Here is a 16774-nt window from a genome sequence, read left to right on the forward strand (position 1 = left end):
TGCATTACAACTGCTTATGAGAGCCAATTGTATATTGAATAGAAAAATATATATTTTTAAAAATTTATACATCATGCGAAAGTAAGATTTTGATTCCAGTAGGATCATTTGTCCAATGTTTACCTTCTTTCTCCTCTGTATCTCCAATGGCATTAATGGCGGATTGAAGTTTTTCTTTGGTTTTGAAAGTAATGTGATAATAGTTTAAACCAGCATTACTTTCTGGAGCCAATGGTCTATTATTTCCATGCCAAGAATTCATGGCTATACGATGTGAGTATGAAGAACCTGCTCCTAAATCAGCAAATTTGTAATTCGGAAAATAATTAGATTGACTAAATCCTAACTTTTTGTAAAATGTATTGTTTTCATCTACATCTCTGGCATAAAAATGAATGTGACCAATTTTAGTTTCCTCTTCGATAAATTTACTGAAATCTTTATCTGTAAGATTTTTTAGTATTTCATCAGTATCTAATGGGGCTGATGCACTTCTAATAGTTCCATCTGTATCTTCCATAAACAAACCACCTTCTGTAATTACTCTTTTAAATCGCTCAGGTGTTTCCAATGCCAACTCAACCATAACATTATCAAAATCGGATAAATAAAGAGATTGGGTCATAGTATGATCTATTGGCGAGAAAGAATACTTGTTTTGTTGCAAACGATAAATTGACTTTGCGAATGCCGCTTTGTTAGGAAGGTGAATGGCAAAATGATACAAACCACTGTAACCTTCTTGAAAAGATTTTTTGGCGGTTTGATGGACTACAACAAGAGTTTTACTCTCTGTTCCAAATTCAGCCTCTAAAGCAGATTGTTTTCTTAATTTCAGACCAATTACCTTTGTCCAAAAATTAATCGCTTTTTCAATTGAGGTATTATTGAGATGAACTGCGCCAAAAGTAGCTATTTCATTAGGGTTCATTGTGTTTTTAGCGTTTTCTAATGTAAACGCATTTGCTAAACTTGAGATACTGTCCATAGATAATAAAATTGTTGTTCCTAAAATGCCTTTTATAAAATCTTTACGTTCCATTGGCTTATTATTTATAATTGATAAGCTTTAAGGTCATTTTTTTTAACCAAGAAAAATAATTTTTGATGTGAAAGAAAAAAAGAATAATTGTAATAAACCCTAATTTGCTATGAATTCCTTTTAATCCCTCACTTATAGCAGTTTCTGGAAAAACCAACCAAGAGAACAATGCTGTTAAAACTGCAAGAGTAAATACTATAAATAATGCGGTGTTTACTCTTTTGAATTTACTTTTTTGTTTTAAAGAAAATAAATTTTTAATCCAATAAGCATGTTGTATTAAATGCCAAATAACCATCAATAGAGCAACACAAGATGCTATTTTATGGAAAAGCAACCAGCTACTTTTATTAATACCGAATATTAATAGAGACTCATTTTCGCTTATATGATAAACTAGCATTACTAAACCACTGATAATCATTATAAAAAAAGGAGAAAAAGCCAATAACTCAACTATATAATTTTGATGTGCTTTGGACTGTCTATAGAACTGAATCAATCTCATATTAAACTAAATTATTTATAACTTTTCACCTTTTTTACTCGACTATTTTGATGTAGTACTTCTATATTATTTAGCTAGAATAGGTGCTTTTTTGGTTCTTCCCCAAGCCACAAACACAGCTAACACTAAGAAGAAAATATTCATTCCGATAAGTGATGCTTCGCCTCTTGAAATATGAAATACAGATGCTACAATCATAAGTACTATAACACCATAAGCAGCCAAAACAGTTAATTTAGGTTGAACTCTTAAAGCCGCTGGCAAAATAATCCCTAAACCGCCTAATAAATCTATAATACCAGTAAATTTTACTAATCCAGGATTGTCTAATGCCCAAGGCAACATTTTTGCCGTTTCTTCTATAGGTTGCAATAATTTAGCATATGCCCCCCAAATTAAGGTTAATGCTATAAGTGCTTGAGCAATCCATAATGTAATATTTAGTCCTTTTGATGATGTTGTAGTTTCCATTTTGTTACTGTTTTATAGTTATAATTAAATTATTTGATTACTGGTACAGATATTTCTAAATCGATTTTATTTCCAACTTTCTTTGACATTCCTTCCATACTACCTATGTTGTAATCCATTCGGTTTACACTAAATTTTCCAGAAAAAACATTGTTTTTGAAGGTTAAAGGTATTTCAATTGCCTTTGTAACATCTTTCATTTTTAAATTACCCTCTACTACAAAACCATTTGCTGATTTTGAAATTTTGGTTGATACAAAGGTAATTTTAGGATATTTGTCTGAATCAAACCATTTTTCTCCTTTTGCATGACTGTTTTTTAAAAAATTGCCTGTAGCAATAGATTTAACATCTACTTGCATATTGAAAGAAGAATTTGCTAAATCATTTTCGTCAAAATGAATAGTTCCAGAAATTTTTTCAAACTCGCCTGTAGCGTGTTCATTGAAGAATTTTATGGAATACCCATTAGAAATTTTCCATTGGGTAGAAACCACCGTGAATGCTGATAAAATAATTACAGCAAGAAACATGAGAAGTAAATTTAACTTTTTCATTTTATAAATTTTAATATTTAATACCGCAAAGTTGCAGGAATACACATTATTAAAACGATGAGTTAAATCAAAAAAAAACGTTGATCTATGTCAACGTCTTTTATAAAATTAATTTTACTTCTTCGAAGAATTATTTCTAATTCGGCTAAATGTTTCCTTGGCCATACCTAAATAGGATGCGATAATATGTTGTGGAAATCTTTGAAAAAATTCGGGATAGGAGTTTTGTAATTGTTCTAATTTTTCTTCTGCTGTAAGTGTTTGAGAAGAATGCAATCTTTTCATTAATTGATAGGACTGTCGTTGCGTTAAAACATTATTGAGTTCCGAAATAAAATGGAGTTTACTGAGTTTGTTTGTAAAGTCTTCTTTGGATATAATTAACAATTCTGTATCTTCATATGCATCAATATAATAAGGTGTTGGCGTGCCTATCATAAAACTTTCCTTATCACCAGCCCACCAATTTTCGATATAGAGTTCCAAAATATTTTCTTTGCCTGAATTGTCTATTGTATACTTTTTTAAAGCACCTTTTACCACAAATGCTGCAATTTTGCATACCTCGCCACTTTGAATTAAGCATTGATGTTTACGCAACTTCTTTGTATGAAAAACTTCAGAAAGCAAACTAATGTCGCTTTCGCTTAATTTGTTGTCAATTTTTGTATTTATATGTTGTATAAGTTTGTCTATCATTTTCTATTTATCTGAGTCGTCATAAAATTGCCACCAACGTCAGTCTGTGAAAAAACTTCGGTTTTTATTTTCAACAAATATAGAAAAGTATTGTTTAAAAACAGGATTTTTCGTATTTTTAAGAATGCAACATATCCTAGGAATTTCCCGCCAACAAATGCGTTTTTCAAGTTTAAAAGAGGCAATATCTGCCGATAATCAAGTACGTTTCATAGATGCCTTTGTGACATTTTTAGATTTGGAAAAACTTGGTTTTGCAGTTACTTCTATTAAATCAGAAGGTCGACTGGGCTATAATATCAAAGTATTTCTGAAAATCTATTTGTACGGCTATCTTAACGGATTAAGAAGCAGTCGCAAGCTGGAAAAAGAATGTTTGAGAAACATCGAAATGCAGTGGTTGTTAGAAGATATCCGCCCCAACTACATTAAAATCCTATTCAAACTTATTTTATCATTGTGAACTAGGCTACAAATTAGTCTAATAAAGAAGGGTAAATCGACTGCATAATAAGATCTGTATGAATCGAGAGGTTCACGTACGGTTCTGTGAGAGGTTTAGGGGTGAGATTCCCCTTTACCTACTCGACTGTAAAACGTTTTTTTAATAACGCCAAGGATGTCGTTCAATCCAATTTGGCCTGTTCGATCTAATGATATGTATTTCCTCTTCAGTTGGGTTTTCTGCTAAATCAATATCAGATAACTTTAAGTGTTTTTCAACAAACTTATTCATTGAAATTGACGCATTCATTCCTGTCATAATAAAGCTATTACCAAACTGTTTATTGATTGTTAAGATGTTTTTTCTAATCAATCCTGTTATGGTTGCATCATCAATAGGTGCTTCAATGGATGATTTTTGATTAATAATGAATTCCCTTAGGACTGCTTTTTCATGGAAATCAAGATTTTTCAAACGTTCGATATATTCTTTTTTCACTTTGAAAAATTCAACTTTATAAGAAAGAGTTTTAAACAACCAAATAATAAAATTTACAAAAACTAATCCTGACGTAGATATAAAAACTAACCCGATTTTCCATCCATGTAAATCGTTCAGATTTTCAAGATGAACTTTTTTTAAAAGATTTGAATCAGCAAATAATATAAATCCGGATAAAACTGCAAACAAAAAGAAAAATTTTGCGGGTAATTTTGTCAAGTCAAAAAGAGCTTTCAAGTTTTCCATGTCTATATGAATTTATTATTTGTGCTTCGGTTTCTAAAATGTTGCATATCGTCTTGGTACTACAGCGGGTTTGGGATTAAATTAAGTCCTATTTTCGGATTTGCCACCCGAGCGATAGCGAACAGGCGAAGCAAATCATCCCAAATACAAAACCATTTTCAAATTAAGTCTAATGCCCAAATCCGTTGTAGTGGCTTTGTGCGCCCTGTATAAGCAGGACATACGCTGTAAGCTTTGATAAAAATTCGAAAATACAAATTTTGAAATAGAATACAAATCTTACAGCGTGTTATTTTTCAATCTGGTGCTCGTTTGAAACGAGTATCTGTTTACTTATAGAAACTAAATAAAGCGTTTGTAACGCAGCTGTTTACATGAATTCCCTACAAATTTATAATGAACTTTTGTTTTAATAACCGCATTACAAATTCTACAATTTATCTTTTAATTTATGTAGGAGCTTTTGCAAGCAAAACTCCAAGTAAAGGTCTTGGAAAAAGCAGAAAAGAAGCCTTTTTTGCCCAAATTTCCCTGCTACAAAACAGGTAATTTACACCCAATAGCAGTTTTTGACCAGCGTGGTCCACCTGCTTGGTATCTTGGCGGTAGCCAAAACCCAATTCCCCGTGAAAGTTAATTTTACGGGTAAGGGAACTTATGTCCTAAGGTGAAGGAAAATACGACAAAACCATCTTTGAAACCACTTCAAAAAAAAGAGGACACTAAATCCTCTTGAAATTCTTCTGACTCCTTTATCGAAAAACCCATAGTAGCGGAATCTAAGCGGTTCCGTTCAACAGGAGTTTCATTGTTCGGCTTGCAGCCGCAACGAAACTCTAGCTATTACAGGAGTTTCATTGTTCGGCTTGCAGCCGCAACGAAACTCTAGCTATTAGCAGAAGGTCTTTTATTCAATTCCCATCTTGTTTTGTGTACAATCGAAGTACAATGTATTATTCAAAAATATTTTGTTGCCCAACATTCCTGTCATCCCTGAAAATTTCATCATTACATATTGTACTTGTGAAAATCCTTCAACATAAGTTACCTTGTTTAAAGTTATTTCTTTATTTTGAAATTGAATTTTTTGGTTACAATTCGTTGTATATGTAGTTAAAACTTTATCCCAGGACTGCGATTTTTCAATATCTATTTTTGAATTTGGTAGTTTTAAGTCTGTCCAAACTTCTTTGTTGGTCAACAATTCATAAGAACTTGTACCTGAGTCAAATAAAAAACTTTCTTCTTTGTCTTTTAATAAACCTTTAAAGATGATTTTTCTTTTTTTGAATTTGAAATCAAATAGTTTTGTTTGAAATTGAGAAGGTGTTTTTGCTAAATTTAAAGCAATATAATTTTCTTTAAAATTGATAAGGGTTTTTCTGTCTTCCAAAATGTCTGTACCAATTGTTCCAATTATTTTTAACGAAAGGTCATCGTTGTTGTTTCCTTGATTGTAAATTTTGAATTTATCGGAAGTGACTTTTGTTTTTCCGATATAAAAAGAAGTTTTTGCAATTTTTTCATTTACAGATATTTGATAGATATTTTTAATTGATTCTGAATAAAAAACGGTGTAAGGCGAACCGGTATCAAATTGCAAACAATAGCTTGTTGAGTCTCCCTCAAAATATATGGGAAGTAACAGAACATTTTTCTCTTTACCCAACCACTTTAATGGAATAAATCCGCTTTCATTTTCTATAGCCAAATAATTTTCATCGGGCGTAAATTTTCGGTCAAAATAAATGTAGCCACCAATTGCAGCCAAAACCAAAACGACCAAAAAGGTCAATACAATTTTCTTTAAAATTTTCATTTGATTATTTTTTTTGCAAATGTCTATTTTAGAAAACTTTTTCTTTACAAAAGTGATACGCCAATTTTACGTCAATTTGCTGGTAAATACTATAAGTATTTTATTTTTAAGTTTTTATGTAAATCATTTTTATTATTTAAACTAATACCATTGAAAATGACTATCAATAATTTTAGGCAAAAAATGAGTAATAATGGTACTAAAAAAAGAGGAAAATGTAGTGATAATGATTTTTGAATGAATGGACTTGCGATTTGAGAAACAGCCAGTGCAACAGCTAAAATAATTTGAACACTTACAATGCTTTTTCCTAATTCTTTGTTTTTAGAATCTTTTGTTTTATAAGTTAATATCAATGGAAAAAGAACTCCACCAAATGGTATTAAAAGTCCAATTAAGCTAGATAGATTAATTAATTTTGCTCTATCAAGTTCTACAATTTCTTTAGAAGGAACTAGCTTTTCGGGTTCCGTTTCAAAGATATTCGCTAAAGTTTTCAAAGTAAATCCTTTTGGAATGTTACCCGCCTCAATTCTTTGAATTGTCCTTAAAGAAAGTCCACTTTTTTCGGCAAGTTCGCTTTGTGTTAAGTTTTTTTCTTCTCTTAATTGTTTTACTATTGATTTCATTTTCGTTTTGGTTGCGGTCTGATAAACTTTCTGCTAACGTCAGACTGTGAAAAAAACTCTTCAAATTTAGAGAGTATCCGGAGAGTTAACGGAGAAAAATCTCAAATATGAGATTCTCAAGACGTTGATTTTAATTTTTCACAGCCTGACGTTTTGCGGCTTTTCGCCATAGCGGCAAGATAAGAATAAATGTAATAAGAAATTCTGATGTTTAGCGTATTTTCCAAGAAAGATAAAACGACCTATGGCGCAAAACCGCTGTTGAACTAAACCTTCGGTAGCACTTACCATGATTTTGCACCTTACGAATATAGTCAAATTCAGTAAGTTATGACTACAAAAAAAAGAATTCTGAAGAATTAGGATTCAACAAGATTCTTCATCAAGCCACACAACAAGTTCCGGGTTTTGAGGAACTCATCAATCGTTTTGAGCGTACGGTTTCGGTTTTAGGGAGTAGTCAAAGTTCTTTTTAATATGATGATCAAAAGTGAGGCAAAACACTTAAAAACCACTTCAAAAAAAGGCCCAATAGCCTCTTGAAATTCTTCTGACTCCTTTATCGAAAACCCCATAGTAGCGGAATCTCAGCGGTTTCGTTCAACACGGGCTTCATTGTTCGTGCTTCGCACGCAACGAATCCCTTGCTGTTGGCAGTAGGACTTTTTACTATTTGATTTCTTTCCAAGTAACTTTCGCTTTATTTTCCGTTATCATAATAAATGACCAAAGTTCAGGGGTTTTATAGCAATCTGTTTCTTTTGAATGGTTAACTTGATTTAAATAATCTTTTATTTTCTTTGATGATAATATCTTTATTTCTTCTTCGTGTATATTAGGCAATAATTCTTCTCTAAAACCGCCTTGATGTAAACTAAACTCCCAATTTGATTCTGATTTTATGCCGTGAATCGAGAAAGCTCGGAAACTACTTTGTATATATGCATCATTATCAAACTTGTTAGAGTTAGTTAAGTTTCCGTTAGTCACATTTTTAAATTTTACTCCAGCAAAATTTTCAATTTTCTTGATTTCTTTCAACGTAAACAAAAATCGAAAACCTTTTGGTAATTTCTTTATATTAAATTTCCCCATTTATTGCATTAGGTCTTTATTAGTTTTTCCGTTTTAGTCTTACTGCCAATCGAGTCACGCAATGGAATTTCACCCTTACGTTCTCACGGAACCGTGCTTGAAAGTCTCCCTTCACACGGCTCTTCATAGTATTAAATCACACAAATGTACTTACATTTATGGATGTACCAGTAACCAATGTACGAATAAATCGGGTTTTTCTTTGTACTTTGTTTTGAGGTATCTAACCGCTGCCTTTTTGTACAATCCTTTTTCCCATTTCACCCATTTTAGTAGTCGCTCATTGAGTTGTCTCAATCTGGCTCGTTTGCAACGAGTATCTGTTTACTTATAGAAACTAAATAAAGCGTATGTAACGCGGCTGTTTACATGAATTCCCTACAAATTTATAATGAACTTTTGTTTTAATAACCGCATTACAAATGCTACAATTTATCTTTTAATTTATGTAGGAGCTTTTGCAAGCAAAACTCCAAGTAAAGGTCTTGGAAAGAGCAGAAAAGAAGCCTTTTTTGCCCAAATGTCCCTGCTGCAAAACAGGTAATTTACACCCAATAGCGGTTTTTGACCAGCGTGGTCCACCTGCTTGGTATCTTGGCGGTAGCCAAAAGCCAATTCCCCGTGAAAGTTAATTTTACGGGTAAGGGAACTTATGTCCTAAGGTGAAGGAAAACACGACAAAACCATCTTTGAAACCACTTCAAAAAAAAGAGGACACTAAATCCTCTTGAAATTCTCTATCAAAACTTTACGATAACTCCATAGGGATGGATGTTGAGCGGTTCCGTTCAACACGGGCTTCATTGTTCGTGCTACGCACGCAACGAATCCCTTGCTGTTATGCTTCGTTGTTTTTTGTCGGATATGCTTGTCAAATTTACTATATTTTTGTACGTTTAGAAAAAATTCACAAGATGTTAGATAAATTTATAGAATACAGCGAGTTTATAAAAGTAAGGCTATCAATAGTAATTATTCTACCGTTTTGGTACCTAATTTTATACTTATTCGATAATAATTTTTACACAAAATCAGACTTAATCTTAAAAGTTATAGTATGTTTTTGCATAACTCTTCCAGCAGAACTGATACACTCTGTCGGTACACATCTATATAATGACAGATATAAAAGAGAGCTAAAAGATGTAGAAACTACGTCTGTTGTTAATCTAACACTTTGGGTCTCTATCCTAATAATTATAAATTACACTTGTAAAAAATATATTGGTTTGTATACTTCTGTCTATTTTCTAATACTTTATTTTCACGCCTTACCTCTTTTATTAACGGCGATTTTGCTTTGTGGAGGAAAAATAAGAGAAAAAGAAACGAAATAATTAAGAAAGCGTGAATTTTAATAACTAGATTGTTCGAATAAAAATCTTTTATATCTAAGTATTATGGGGCTATAATTCAAATATACAATATACATAAATATAAAAAAGGTCGAAAAGTCCAATAAAATCAATACTTCACAGCAAAAAAGGTCGAAAAACAAAAAAAAATCAAATGTTCAAAATGTGATTTTAATTACCGATTAAATACCCTTCAAATAACCGACAATTACCCGTATAAGCTTTAAAGTGCTACTTATAGCGACAAATATAACTAAAACTACTGTTATCAAGGCTTAAAGTCATAAAACAAACCTAAAGATGCTCTGTTTAAAACTGTTTAAAAACCTTTTAAAATAATTTTAAAACTGTGAACATTACTCTCTAAAAAAAGCTTTTTTACTGCTTGCTTTACTTAATGCTTTACCTCTTGCTTTGCCTCTTGCTTGCAAAAAAAAGACCTGTATAACCCCCTATAATTACATATTTCAACATGAAAACGGCTAAAATAAGGCTCGAAACACCCCCTTTAATTCACTTATTTTTAAAATAAATAATCTACAATCCCTTTGCTTTCGGGGCTTCAAGTGATTTTTGCCAATGTTTATTGCTGGAAAACATACAATTTCGGATGTTTGGAATATGTTCACAATATGAAAAATACATTTACGGTTTTTTTTTGTGCCTTTAAAATAAACTTTAAAGAGGTTTTTAAAGCCTTTTAAAAAGTATTTAACGATATTTAAAAAAACGGTCTTTTTGTATTGGGTAACCTAATGGGTAACCTCATGGGTAACCTCATTGATGCAAAAAAATAAGCTGAACGATACCCTATAATTACACTTTTTAACCAATAAAGTACAAAAATAAGGCTCGAATGCCCCCTTTATTTTACTTAATTATATCATATTCTTATTGTAAGTAGCTGTTTTGCAAGTGCTTAATTAGTTGTGTAGCCTTATCGAAGCACGCACAAGCCCAATTGCGGCTATTTCGCTTAATCGTACATCTTTAGGCTTATGATGCATTTTACATTTTTTCTGGCCTATTTACCACAGTTTAAAGATTCAATTTGTGCGTTTTGGCGTTTAATTTCTTCTTTTAATTTTTTGATTAGTTCTTTTTGAGTTTCTATAGTTTCCTGTTTGCTTTCTAATAAATCCGAAACGCTCACAAGTTCTTTTTTTAGAGAATCGATTTTATAACTATAAACGTCTTTTATCTCAACATATTCATTATTAATAGTTTCCTTTTTTTCTTTCCTTATCATTGTTCCCGTACCAGTCAAAAGCCAATGAGTATTAATATTCTCAATTGCGAATGCTATTTTTTCTAAAACCCCAAAGGAAGGTTTTCCTTGTCTTGTTCCTACAATATTCTCTACAACAGTAGGTGAAACCCCTATTTTGTTAGCAAAATGACTTTTTTTGCCATTAAATAAGGTGTTTATGATTTCTTCAATACGCTTGTTGATATTCATAACAAATACTCATTTGAGTAATTTTAACATTGTTTTGTTTGTTTTATTCGCAAAAGCGAATATATTTGCTGTGTATTTAAAACAACACATCAAATATATGCAACCGAAACAAATTGAAGCAATAAAATTTCAAAATAATGAAAAAATTGAAAGAGGCGATTTTGTAACGTTAGCCAAAGTTTTAGGAGTAAAAAGAAATACAGCTTTAATAAGCCATTCAAGAAATAATATAAAAGCAGTTTTATGTATGCAAAGTATAATTTCAGAGAAAGAAAAATTAATAAGTAAACTAAAAAAGAAATACGCATGATAAAGAGATTAATAAAAAGCTTATCACGCCAATTATAAGAGAAATTTTAAAAGAGGAATTAAAAAATAACTCTCAGGAGGTTTACGAATCTACTTTAAAAAGTGTTTTAAAGATTTTAAAACAATAAATAAAAAAGGTGACTTCTTGCGAAAGCCACCTTTAAAAATGCTAAAAACGAATTTCTAACATCTAAGAACGACAAAATTATGAAAAATCAAGTAATTAACCAAACAGCAGTTAAAACACAAACACATTTACCATCTCAGCAACAATTTGAAACCGCATTTTCTTTTAAGTGTGTTGTAGTTTCAGAATTGGAGTATGACAATAATACAACAGGTCAGACAATGACCCTGTTTAACAATCTCACAGATTATGAAACTATGATTATAGGATTAGATAAAGGTTTTGTATTACAGCATGAGGTAGTTTCAGTTAAACACACAATTTGCAAAATGGAAAACGGAACTGTAAAGCCGTTTATATTCTATGATAGAAAAATATTTTCTGACCAAGAAAAGATAACTGAAACAAATGGCGGTTATGCATACTATTTAAAACACAAGAAACGAACGCAAGAAACATTTACATGCTAAAAAAAATTAAATTCTATTTATACAATACAACAATCTTAAAGCCGTGATTTATCACGGCTTTAAGTGTTTTTAATAACCCTTTAAACATTGATTAAGTATGGGATTCACAAGAAAATATGTTGAAAAGAAAAAAGCAGGATTGTTACTAAAACAAGGCTTTACAAAAAAGAGAATAGCGACACTCCTAAAAGTTACCGAAAAGACAGTTAGAAAATGGGAGCTTGATTTTAATATCAAAAGTGAAGCTAAAAAAAGAGAGCAAAAATTGAAAGCTGAAGTACGGAAATTAAAAAAAGAAAACGCCCAATTAAGAGCAATAATTGCAGATAAAGCACAATACTAAATAAAGATAAAGTAAAATGGAAATTGAAAAAAGGCTTAATGAATTGCAAATGATTTTAGAATACTGCACATCTAAAAATAAATCTGTTTTCACGGTTGGAGAAAGGATTTGCATAAATCAGGAAAGAGGAATACTAATGAATGATGATTTGATTATTTACAAGCCTTTTGAACATTCAAAAAATCTACAGTCTAAAATAGATTTTACTTTATCAAAAATCAAACAAGTAATTTAATAAAGAAAATATGAATGAAATTTTAATGTATGGAGAGATAGGCACTGATATAACAGACGTGCAATTTAATAAAGAATTAAACCTCTTTAAAGGTCAGGATGTTTTGATTAGAGCAAACTCCCCAGGAGGTGAAGTTTTTGCAGGATTGACAATGTATAATTCCATTAAAGAACATGGACAATGTGATGTGCAAATTGACGGTTTAGCCGCTTCAATGATGACCGTTATAATGTTGGCAGCTCGCAAAATATCCGCTTCAAAAAACGCTTTAATTATGATTCATAACCCCGATTTTTCAGGGCAATTGAGTTCAAATCGTGAAAAGAAGGACGCTGAAATTTTAAGTAAAGTTAAGGATATAGCCGTTAACAGCTACTCAGAGCGTACAGGTTTAAGCCCTGATGAAATTTCTGAAATGCTGAACCAAGAAACATGGATGACCGCTCAGGAAGCACTTGAAAAAGGTTTTATAGATGAGATTACCGATGATGTTCTGGTTAGAACCCCAGTCGCTAACATGAAAAACAAAAAGCCAAAAGCGATTTACATGACTTTCAAAAAGGAAGCTCCAAAAATGGAATCGCTATGCAAAATTTTAGGGCTTTCTGAAACCTCAGACACAGAAATTGTTTTAAAGGCTATTAGTTCCCTAAAAAACAAATTAGTATCAAAAGAGGCTGAATTGAACAGGATTAAAAATCAAATTAAATCAGATCAGACCGCAGAGGCAAAAAATATAATTGCCCTTGCTATTTCAAAAGGTGTAATATCCAAAAATTTAGAGCGCATTCAATTGCTTGCATTTGAAAATGATTTCAAAAAGACAAAAGAAGATTTACTGGCTGAAATAAATGAAAAGGTTGGCTCAAATGTTCAATTGACAAATCACAACCTAATTAAGGAAGTGATTTTGGGTTCTAAAAATAAGCAAAAAGAAACTATAGCCGAAAAGCCCCGAATTGAATGGACTTTGCAGGATTATAGAAAGCACGCCCCAAAGGAACTCGAAAACGACAAAGAGTTATACCAAAAGTTAGTAAAGGAAGAATATAAACAATAAAAATTATAAATATTTTAAATTATGAGTACATTAAATAAGCAGGTTTGGATAAGCCAAATTATGGAGAAATTTTATCCGGAAGCATCCTTTTTAAATTATGCAAAGGATATGACCGAGCATGTAGACAACGACAAAATAAACTTAGCTGATTGCGGTTTTGACCCCGATGTTTACATCAATAATACAACTTATCCTATTCCGACAGTACAAAGAACCGATACACCTTTATCACTTGAGTTGGATTTGTATGAAACAGAAAATACACTTGTTAGAAATCCTGAAGCTGTAGAGTTGGCTTATGATAAATTAGAAAGTGTTATTTATGGTCATAGAAATGTATTAAAAGCCAAAGCAGGCGAAAAAGCAGCACACGCTTATGCTCCAAATACCGACAGCGCTAACACACCTGTTCTTTTAACAACTGGAGAAGATAACGGGGAAGGCTATAAAAGGTTAGTTCCTGCTGATATTTTGAGATTAAAAAAGAAATATGATTTGCAGGATATTCCTTTTGAAAACAGATATTTAGTTTTAGACCCAAACCATATTGAGGATTTGATTCTTTTTGATTTGAAGTCCTTTAAAGATATTACTGATTTTGTTAACGGTCAACCAAATCGATTTGCAGGATTTAATATTTTGCAATACACGAAAACGCCTAAGTACAATGTAACCACAAAAACAAAACTTCCTTGGGGTGCTGAATCAGATTCTAATACAACTTTCGGCTCGTTTTCTTTTAGTTCTGAGGAAGTAATGAAAGCTGATGGTAGTGTTAATATGTATGACAGAATCAACGATCCAGAACTAAGAGCTACAATTGTCGGATTTGATAAAAGATTTGTGGCTTTACCAATTAGAAACAAGGGGTTAGGTGCAATTATATCAGCAAAATCATAACTTATGAATGCATACGAATTTATAATAAGAATGAAAAACTATGCCAGTTCGTCGCTATCACAGATAGCGTCGAGTGTTGGTATAACTAATAATCGGGTTCAGGGGTTAAATAGCTCGTTTCAAAGTGCTTCAAACACTTCAAATTCCTTTTTTTCTTCAATGGGTTCAGGCTTTAGGGGTTTAATTGGTCTGGTCGGTGCTTTGGGTATTTCCCTAGGAGTCGTCGCGGGGATTAAAGCCGTTTTTAATATGGGCGTCGAAATGGAGCAGACCAATATAAAGTTTGAGGTTCTGCTTGGTTCTGTACAAAAGGCACGGGATATGCTCGGACAGTTAAATTCTTATGCCGATGCCACACCATATAGTAATGAGGGGATTATAAAAGGTGCTGAAACAATGCTCGGTTTTGGGATTGCTCAGGAAAAAGTTATGGGTAATATGCGAATGCTTGGGGATATTGGAATGGGTAATCAGGAAAAGCTAAACGGCTTGTCTTTGGTTTACTCTCAAATAATGGCTACAGGTCGATTAATGGGGCAGGATTTAAACCAGTTGATTAACCAAGGATTTAACCCACTTCAAATAATTTCAGAAAATACAGGTATATCAATGGGAGATTTGAAGAATAAAATGGAACAGGGCGCAATTACTGCTGGTATGATTGAGGAATCTTTTAGGCTTGCAACTTCTGAGGGTGGTAGATACCATAATATGGCAAAGAATATGGCAGAATCGGCAGGCGGTAAATGGAATACTATGATGGGAACATTTAAAAACGTTGTTTCGAGAATAGGAATGGCTTTTGCTGAATGGATAAAGCCTTTATTCGATATAGGTACTGTTGTAATCGAAAACATTATTCCTTTTGGTCTTGCAATTGCAGGTGTTGTTAAATGGATAGTTCAAGCTAAGCCGTTAATGTTTTTCTTTGCATCCCTGGTCACAACACTCGGTATAAGTTTTATTGCTACAAATGCAAGTTTTTGGATATTTTCGGCGCAGTTTGCACTTTTTGAGGCTCGTTTATGGCTCGCTACTGCTGCTCAAAGTGCCTTTAACTTTGTCATGAGTATGAATCCAATAGGATTGGTTGTAATAGCGATAAGCGCATTAGTTGCGATAGTCTGGGCTTGTTGGAATCGTTTTGAGGGCTTTCGAGGTGTAATAATGGGAACTTGGGAAGTAATCAAAGGTTTTGGTACTGCTATAAAGGACTATGTAATTAATCGATTTCATGAGTTATTATCGGGTATTACGGGTATTGGTAGTTCACTGGTGGCATTCTTTAAAGGAGATTTTAAAAGCGCTTTTGATATTGGTAAAAAAGCTGTTGGCGATTTAATGGGAGTTGATTCGGGAAAAAAATTGATGCAAGACGGAATGAAAGCCGCTAAATCTTTTTCTAAAGGCTATAATGATGGTGTGAATATGAAAGCTAAAGAGTTGGGTGTAGATTTAAAACCAACTAAAAATAAAACCGCACCTGATTATTTAAAACAGCCTAAATCAAAAGTTTTTGCCGATCTAATGAACGATACAGGCAAAGGCAAAAAAGGTAAAGATAAAAGTTCCGATTCTATTGTTTCAGGAGGTTCAAAAATGACAACAATTAATGTTACCATTTCAAAGCTCCAAGATGATACAAAAATTTATGTAGAAAACACGCAAAAAGGTATTGAAAATCTTGGTGAAAAAGTACAAGAAATATTATTGCGTGCTGTAAATAGTGTTAACCAAATGCAAATTAGTTAAGTTAATTTATGAGTAAAATAGAAAGTAAAGAAGAGCGTTTATTAAGGCGAAATAAGGAAATCCGAATAGCTTTTGAGAAAAAAACAAAGGCAAATCCAAAATGGACAATTGACGCCGTTTTGGATAGTATTGCATACGACTTCTTTTTATCTGTTAGAACTATCGATGCAATTATTTCTTTTGAAGGTATTTACAAGAAAACTAAATAGTTTTTATATATTTGCATCGTCAGGCTTGCGGGTCAGGCAAAGCTCAATAGATAATATTATACTTTTTCTATTGTTCGACAGCATAAAAAAGCCCATTTTGGGCTTTTTTTTTATGGTTACCTTGTATAAATTAATAATTTAAAAAGTTTGTAACTTTGTTTTATGAAGCTTGAAAACCTAAATAGTATAATTGAAAAATATAATCAGGTAGATACTTCTTACTCTGAGTTCTTGCTACGCCTTAAAATGTTTTGTTTTGAAGACTTTCTATTTTTAATTGAGCGGGCAGAATCCGAGGGAAAACGCTTATATCTTAAAACCGATAATCAGGCAGATGCATTTAATGAAGGTATCTATACTGATGCAACCATTTATTTAGAAGATATTGGTATTCGATGACTTTATATATAAAAAGCCCCTGTTTGGGGCTTTTTTATTGCTTTTAAACGGTCTTTAAAATCTATTTAAAAATACTTTTGATGTTGTAATTTTGCTCAAAAAATGTACATTTCATTTTAAATTTGTGTACATTTCATTTTTGCG

20 protein-coding genes are annotated in these 16774 nt (G+C 32.1%); 10 read left to right on the forward strand and 10 right to left on the reverse strand.

Annotated elements, in window-relative coordinates; genetic code table 11:
• Positions 1–64 precede the first annotated feature (64 nt).
• The 5 genes from ACNC7R_RS07690 to ACNC7R_RS07710 all read right to left on the reverse strand — a co-directional run bounded on the left by ACNC7R_RS07690 (position 65) and on the right by ACNC7R_RS07710 (position 3277).
• The gene (locus tag ACNC7R_RS07690) at positions 65–1042 is read right to left on the reverse strand and encodes a VOC family protein (protein WP_417940346.1); all 978 of its coding nucleotides are present in this window, start codon (positions 1040–1042) and stop codon (positions 65–67) included.
• Between the two features lie 7 nt (positions 1043–1049).
• Complete coding sequence (locus ACNC7R_RS07695; protein ID WP_417940347.1) at positions 1050–1550, reverse strand: DUF4405 domain-containing protein; 501 nt, start codon at positions 1548–1550, stop codon at positions 1050–1052.
• Between the two features lie 66 nt (positions 1551–1616).
• Positions 1617–2021 (reverse strand): DoxX family protein, encoded by a 405-nt coding sequence (locus ACNC7R_RS07700; RefSeq protein WP_417940348.1) that lies wholly within the window; start codon positions 2019–2021, stop codon positions 1617–1619.
• A 29-nt stretch (positions 2022–2050) separates the two neighbouring features.
• Positions 2051–2578, reverse strand: coding sequence for a YceI family protein (locus ACNC7R_RS07705; RefSeq protein WP_417940349.1), 528 nt, complete (start codon positions 2576–2578; stop codon positions 2051–2053).
• A gap of 114 nt (positions 2579–2692) precedes the next feature.
• Positions 2693–3277, reverse strand: a complete 585-nt coding sequence (locus ACNC7R_RS07710) for a Crp/Fnr family transcriptional regulator (RefSeq protein ID WP_417940350.1) — start codon at positions 3275–3277, stop codon at positions 2693–2695.
• 46 nt (positions 3278–3323) lie between these two features.
• Between ACNC7R_RS07710 and ACNC7R_RS07715 the strand changes: the two genes are divergently transcribed.
• Positions 3324–3740, forward strand: coding sequence for a transposase (locus ACNC7R_RS07715; protein ID WP_417940351.1), 417 nt, complete (start codon positions 3324–3326; stop codon positions 3738–3740).
• A gap of 141 nt (positions 3741–3881) precedes the next feature.
• Here the strand turns inward: ACNC7R_RS07715 and ACNC7R_RS07720 are convergent, their stop codons facing one another.
• The 5 genes from ACNC7R_RS07720 to ACNC7R_RS07740 form a co-directional block, all read right to left on the reverse strand.
• On the reverse strand, positions 3882–4469 hold the full coding sequence (locus ACNC7R_RS07720) for a super-infection exclusion protein B (protein WP_417940352.1): 588 nt from the start codon (positions 4467–4469) through the stop codon (positions 3882–3884).
• Positions 4470–5376: 907 nt separating this feature from the next.
• On the reverse strand, positions 5377–6288 hold the full coding sequence (locus tag ACNC7R_RS07725; RefSeq protein ID WP_417940353.1) for a hypothetical protein: 912 nt from the start codon (positions 6286–6288) through the stop codon (positions 5377–5379).
• A gap of 89 nt (positions 6289–6377) precedes the next feature.
• Entirely contained in the window at positions 6378–6917 is a 540-nt protein-coding gene (locus ACNC7R_RS07730; RefSeq protein WP_417940354.1) for a helix-turn-helix domain-containing protein, read from the reverse strand.
• A 669-nt stretch (positions 6918–7586) separates the two neighbouring features.
• Complete coding sequence (locus ACNC7R_RS07735; protein ID WP_417940355.1) at positions 7587–8012, reverse strand: hypothetical protein; 426 nt, start codon at positions 8010–8012, stop codon at positions 7587–7589.
• A gap of 2379 nt (positions 8013–10391) precedes the next feature.
• Entirely contained in the window at positions 10392–10826 is a 435-nt protein-coding gene (locus ACNC7R_RS07740; RefSeq protein ID WP_417940356.1) for a hypothetical protein, read from the reverse strand.
• Positions 10827–10839: 13 nt separating this feature from the next.
• Here ACNC7R_RS07740 and ACNC7R_RS07745 point away from each other — a divergent pair, with 13 nt between their 5' ends.
• The 9 genes from ACNC7R_RS07745 to ACNC7R_RS07785 all read left to right on the forward strand — a co-directional run bounded on the left by ACNC7R_RS07745 (position 10840) and on the right by ACNC7R_RS07785 (position 16630).
• A complete protein-coding gene (locus tag ACNC7R_RS07745; protein ID WP_417940357.1) occupies positions 10840–11136 on the forward strand; it encodes a hypothetical protein in 297 nt (98 codons plus the stop codon).
• Positions 11137–11342: 206 nt separating this feature from the next.
• A complete protein-coding gene (locus ACNC7R_RS07750) occupies positions 11343–11732 on the forward strand; it encodes a hypothetical protein (RefSeq protein WP_417940358.1) in 390 nt (129 codons plus the stop codon).
• A gap of 97 nt (positions 11733–11829) precedes the next feature.
• Complete coding sequence (locus tag ACNC7R_RS07755; protein ID WP_417940359.1) at positions 11830–12075, forward strand: helix-turn-helix domain-containing protein; 246 nt, start codon at positions 11830–11832, stop codon at positions 12073–12075.
• A gap of 16 nt (positions 12076–12091) precedes the next feature.
• Positions 12092–12310 (forward strand): hypothetical protein, encoded by a 219-nt coding sequence (locus ACNC7R_RS07760; RefSeq protein WP_417940360.1) that lies wholly within the window; start codon positions 12092–12094, stop codon positions 12308–12310.
• Between the two features lie 10 nt (positions 12311–12320).
• Positions 12321–13370: a head maturation protease, ClpP-related gene (locus ACNC7R_RS07765; protein WP_417940361.1), complete on the forward strand. Its 1050-nt coding sequence runs from the start codon at positions 12321–12323 to the stop codon at positions 13368–13370.
• A 21-nt stretch (positions 13371–13391) separates the two neighbouring features.
• A complete protein-coding gene (locus tag ACNC7R_RS07770; RefSeq protein ID WP_417940362.1) occupies positions 13392–14270 on the forward strand; it encodes a hypothetical protein in 879 nt (292 codons plus the stop codon).
• 3 nt (positions 14271–14273) lie between these two features.
• Complete coding sequence (locus ACNC7R_RS07775; protein ID WP_417940363.1) at positions 14274–16022, forward strand: tape measure protein; 1749 nt, start codon at positions 14274–14276, stop codon at positions 16020–16022.
• 8 nt (positions 16023–16030) lie between these two features.
• Positions 16031–16231 (forward strand): hypothetical protein, encoded by a 201-nt coding sequence (locus ACNC7R_RS07780; protein WP_417940364.1) that lies wholly within the window; start codon positions 16031–16033, stop codon positions 16229–16231.
• A 162-nt stretch (positions 16232–16393) separates the two neighbouring features.
• Positions 16394–16630 carry a hypothetical protein gene (locus ACNC7R_RS07785; protein WP_417940365.1) on the forward strand — a complete coding sequence of 79 codons (237 nt, stop codon included), beginning with the start codon at positions 16394–16396 and terminating at the stop codon, positions 16628–16630.
• Positions 16631–16774: the final 144 nt, after the last annotated feature.

Source organism: Flavobacterium adiutor, assembly GCF_048282555.1.
Lineage (GTDB): Bacteria > Bacteroidota > Bacteroidia > Flavobacteriales > Flavobacteriaceae > Flavobacterium.

Coding starts and splice junctions, on each gene's coding strand:
- ACNC7R_RS07700 (WP_417940348.1), bottom strand. CDS start 2,021: ATGGAAACTACAACATCATCAAAAGGACTAAATATTACATTATGGATT.
- ACNC7R_RS07775 (WP_417940363.1), top strand. CDS start 14,274: ATGAATGCATACGAATTTATAATAAGAATGAAAAACTATGCCAGTTCG.
- ACNC7R_RS07720 (WP_417940352.1), bottom strand. CDS start 4,469: ATGGAAAACTTGAAAGCTCTTTTTGACTTGACAAAATTACCCGCAAAA.
- ACNC7R_RS07755 (WP_417940359.1), top strand. CDS start 11,830: ATGGGATTCACAAGAAAATATGTTGAAAAGAAAAAAGCAGGATTGTTA.
- ACNC7R_RS07780 (WP_417940364.1), top strand. CDS start 16,031: ATGAGTAAAATAGAAAGTAAAGAAGAGCGTTTATTAAGGCGAAATAAG.
- ACNC7R_RS07760 (WP_417940360.1), top strand. CDS start 12,092: ATGGAAATTGAAAAAAGGCTTAATGAATTGCAAATGATTTTAGAATAC.
- ACNC7R_RS07730 (WP_417940354.1), bottom strand. CDS start 6,917: ATGAAATCAATAGTAAAACAATTAAGAGAAGAAAAAAACTTAACACAA.
- ACNC7R_RS07695 (WP_417940347.1), bottom strand. CDS start 1,550: ATGAGATTGATTCAGTTCTATAGACAGTCCAAAGCACATCAAAATTAT.
- ACNC7R_RS07740 (WP_417940356.1), bottom strand. CDS start 10,826: ATGAATATCAACAAGCGTATTGAAGAAATCATAAACACCTTATTTAAT.
- ACNC7R_RS07710 (WP_417940350.1), bottom strand. CDS start 3,277: ATGATAGACAAACTTATACAACATATAAATACAAAAATTGACAACAAA.
- ACNC7R_RS07725 (WP_417940353.1), bottom strand. CDS start 6,288: ATGAAAATTTTAAAGAAAATTGTATTGACCTTTTTGGTCGTTTTGGTT.
- ACNC7R_RS07765 (WP_417940361.1), top strand. CDS start 12,321: ATGAATGAAATTTTAATGTATGGAGAGATAGGCACTGATATAACAGAC.
- ACNC7R_RS07770 (WP_417940362.1), top strand. CDS start 13,392: ATGAGTACATTAAATAAGCAGGTTTGGATAAGCCAAATTATGGAGAAA.
- ACNC7R_RS07690 (WP_417940346.1), bottom strand. CDS start 1,042: ATGGAACGTAAAGATTTTATAAAAGGCATTTTAGGAACAACAATTTTA.
- ACNC7R_RS07785 (WP_417940365.1), top strand. CDS start 16,394: ATGAAGCTTGAAAACCTAAATAGTATAATTGAAAAATATAATCAGGTA.
- ACNC7R_RS07705 (WP_417940349.1), bottom strand. CDS start 2,578: ATGAAAAAGTTAAATTTACTTCTCATGTTTCTTGCTGTAATTATTTTA.
- ACNC7R_RS07735 (WP_417940355.1), bottom strand. CDS start 8,012: ATGGGGAAATTTAATATAAAGAAATTACCAAAAGGTTTTCGATTTTTG.
- ACNC7R_RS07750 (WP_417940358.1), top strand. CDS start 11,343: ATGAAAAATCAAGTAATTAACCAAACAGCAGTTAAAACACAAACACAT.